The 3,282-nt window shown below is 44.2% G+C and carries 2 protein-coding genes; both read right to left on the reverse strand.

Features of this window, described 5'->3' with window-relative positions:
• Positions 1-91: 91 nt before the first annotated feature.
• The gene (galE, locus tag ACRJJO_RS21850; RefSeq protein ID WP_431067669.1) at positions 92-1,144 is read right to left on the reverse strand and encodes a UDP-glucose 4-epimerase GalE; all 1,053 of its coding nucleotides are present in this window, start codon (positions 1,142-1,144) and stop codon (positions 92-94) included.
• Positions 1,145-1,397: 253 nt separating this feature from the next.
• Positions 1,398-2,786 carry a TIGR03013 family XrtA/PEP-CTERM system glycosyltransferase gene (locus tag ACRJJO_RS21855; protein WP_431067670.1) on the reverse strand — a complete coding sequence of 463 codons (1,389 nt, stop codon included), beginning with the start codon at positions 2,784-2,786 and terminating at the stop codon, positions 1,398-1,400.
• Positions 2,787-3,282 lie beyond the last annotated feature (496 nt).

The raw sequence follows: 3,282 nt of genomic DNA on the forward strand, positions 1-3,282 counted from the left end.
CATATTTTAGTTTTTGCGACTACGACTAGCCCCTGCTCGGACACTTGGCTTCGGTGAGCTGAAGCATCTTGTTATTCAGGAAACGAATTGATTAAGCATACCCCTGCGGATTTCGGCTTTGCCAGCGCCAAGTATCTGTAACCATGTCTTGCAAATTTTTTTCGCTATACCATCCGAGTTGCTGTTGCGCAAAAGCCGGATCGGCATAGCATTCTGCTATATCGCCGGCACGTCTTGGAACGATTTTATAAGGCACCTTTTGACCGGTAACCCGCTCAAAAGCTTGGACCATATCGAGCACGCTGTAACCTTTCCCGGTCCCCAAGTTGAACGCCGTGCAAGCGGCTTGATCGGCAGGGCAGGCAAACAAGGCTTCAAGCGCTTTCAAGTGACCTTTCGCCAAATCGACAACATGGATATAATCCCTAACGCCAGTACCATCATGCGTTGGGTAATCGTTACCGAATACCGACAACTCCGTCAATTTACCGATCGCCACTTGCGCAATATAGGGCATGAGATTATTCGGTATGCCATTAGGGTCCTCACCGATCAGGCCGCTTTCATGCGCGCCTATCGGATTAAAATACCGCAACAAAGCAATTTTCCAAGGTGCTGCCCCGGAATCCTGCAACCGATCCGCAGCCGATAAATCCCTCAATATATCTTCGATAAACAATTTGGTTCTTCCGTACGGATTAGTCGCCGACAACGGGAAGCTTTCTTCGATAGGCACTTTATGCGGATCGCCGTAGACCGTCGCTGAAGAGCTGAATACGAGATTCTTGACTCCGGCCTCCGCCATCGCTTCGGTCAATACCAAAGTACCGTAAATATTATTGTGGTAATACTCTAGAGGTTTACTGCATGACTCCCCAACCGCCTTGAGTCCGGCAAAATGAATCACCGCATCAATGTTGTACTCATTGAAAACCCGGTCCATTCCGCTTCGATCTCTAATATCGACTTGATAAAACGCAAGGGGTTTACCGGTAATTGATTCGACTCGGTGCAACGCTTCCAATTTACTGTTCGATAAATTATCGACTACGACAACTTCAAAACCGGCCAGAAGCAACTCAACACAAGTATGACTACCGATATAGCCGGCACCGCCGGTCACTAAAATACATTTTTTATTCAAATCAACCTTCTCCAAACTCCTTAGGAATATGCACAAATTTACTTCTACAAGTTTTAGGCACTGTGGAGGTTCGGCGACTCGCTTGACAGGACGCCGTGAATACATCCATGTAGGCTCGACGGCGGCTATCCCTGCCGCCGACGCCTGTCAATCGAGCCATCGAACCCCCCTTCAGCATTTGTCGAAGTTATTTCATGCTCGTTCCTTACCATTCATCTTTCATCTTTCATCTTTCATCTTTCAATATAAATTCTCACCTAGCCCCCTTCCCCCAAACGACAATTTCAATCGTATGTAGAATGATGCTGATATCTAAAAATAAACTGTAATTTTTGACGTAATAAAGATCGTATTCAAGTTTCCTGATCGTATCGCCTTCGCTAGCTCCGTATTGATAAGATATCTGCGCCCAACCGGTAATGCCCGGCTTAACACGATGCCGTTCGGCATAATAATCGATCCGTTCGACAAACCCTTCGACGAATTCGGGCCGCTCGGGCCTTGGGCCGACGAAACTCATATTGCCTGTTAAAACATTAAATATTTGCGGCAATTCGTCAATACGGCACTTTCTAATAAATGCGCCGACTTTAGTAATCCTATTATCCTTTTCTTGAGCGAATTGCGCACCGTTCTTTTCGGCATCGACGACCATACTGCGGAATTTAATGACTTCGAAATTGCGATTATTTTCGCCGACTCGGACTTGCCGATAAAAAATCGGCGCCTTGATTCCGCTTTCGATCAAAATCGCGACCGAAGTTATCAGCATAATGGGCCAGGCCACCGCCAATAAAATCAAACTGACCACAATATCGAAGAATCTTTTGCCTATTGACCTTAACCCGCTGACCGCAAAACCATCCGAAAATAGAAACCAACTCGGATAAACATTAGTAAGGGAGATAAGTCCTTGCTCACGTTCGTAAAAAGTCACTAAGTCGATCACATCGAAACCCGACATTTTACAATCGAGCAAAGTGGTCAACGGCATACCGCGACGTCTATCATCGATCGCTAAAACGATCTCATCGATATTCAAATCTTGAGCAACCTCGTTAAGCGACTTATCTTGCTTGATCAACAGCGCTTCATCGATGCAACACAATTCACCGGGCAAAGCCGCGAAACCGGCAATATTGAAAGACTTATGCAGATATCCGGAGTTCAATTCGACCAATTCTTTTGCCTTATTGCCGCTACCGACGACCAACACTTGTTTTTTAATCCTATCGATTTTTGCATAGCGATAAAAAAAATACCGAATCAGCATCATGCCTAAAAAGGCAAACACGATAGAAACGCTCAATACGCTCCGCGCGATTAAAAAATTGGGAAAAAGGTAATAAATCGAAACCACGACAAAGATGCCGACGCCGAAACTAAAGCTGACGCGCGCCAATAAATCGTATTCGTGGATGCCCAAATTTCGCCGATACAATCCCAGCGAGATATTGCATAACGTAAAAATAGCCGCGAAAATCAGACTAGCATTAACAATATCGGATTCCGAATACCAAGAAGGCTGATAAAGAAAACGTACCTGACTGCCCAGGTACATCGCGAAATAAAACATGACTGCTTCAAAAACGAGCAACCATAAAAACGCGCTAGAAATATAATGACGGAAAATCCTGATCATATCGATTGCCGATAGCCGGTTTCAAAACAAAGAATTATAGTGAATTTATTCACAAGCGTGAAAAGTTGAGCACCCAGTTTGCCAAGCTATTGATTTAGTGAGCACATATTAAGGTCATAAGCGTCAAATTAATGCTTATTCTATGGTGTATTAGCGGCTTTGTTCGTTATATCAGCATAGATTTTTAATATCCAGCATACCCATCATAGATCAAAATTCGTTCCAATAATTGTAGCCCCATAAGCCGGCAACGGCAAAATAACTTCCATTTTCACCGAGACAGTGAATAGTGAATAGTGAATAGTGAATAGTGAATAGTGAATAGTGAAATGATGCAGGATTTCGAATACTTGTCAAGCGCCGATTTCACCTTTCACCTTTCACCTTTCACCTTTCACCTTTCACCTTTCACCTTTCACCTTTCACCTTTCACCTTTCACCTTTCACCTTTCACCTTTCACCTTTCACCTTTCACCTTTCACCTTTCACCTTTCAC

The sequence above is a fragment of the Methylotuvimicrobium sp. genome, assembly GCF_050611805.1.
Lineage (GTDB): Bacteria > Pseudomonadota > Gammaproteobacteria > Methylococcales > Methylomonadaceae > Methylotuvimicrobium.

What these genes read in the sequence shown, in the direction of transcription:
- ACRJJO_RS21855 (WP_431067670.1), bottom strand. Translation starts at nt 2,786, where the DNA reads ATGATCAGGATTTTCCGTCATTATATTTCTAGCGCGTTTTTATGGTTG.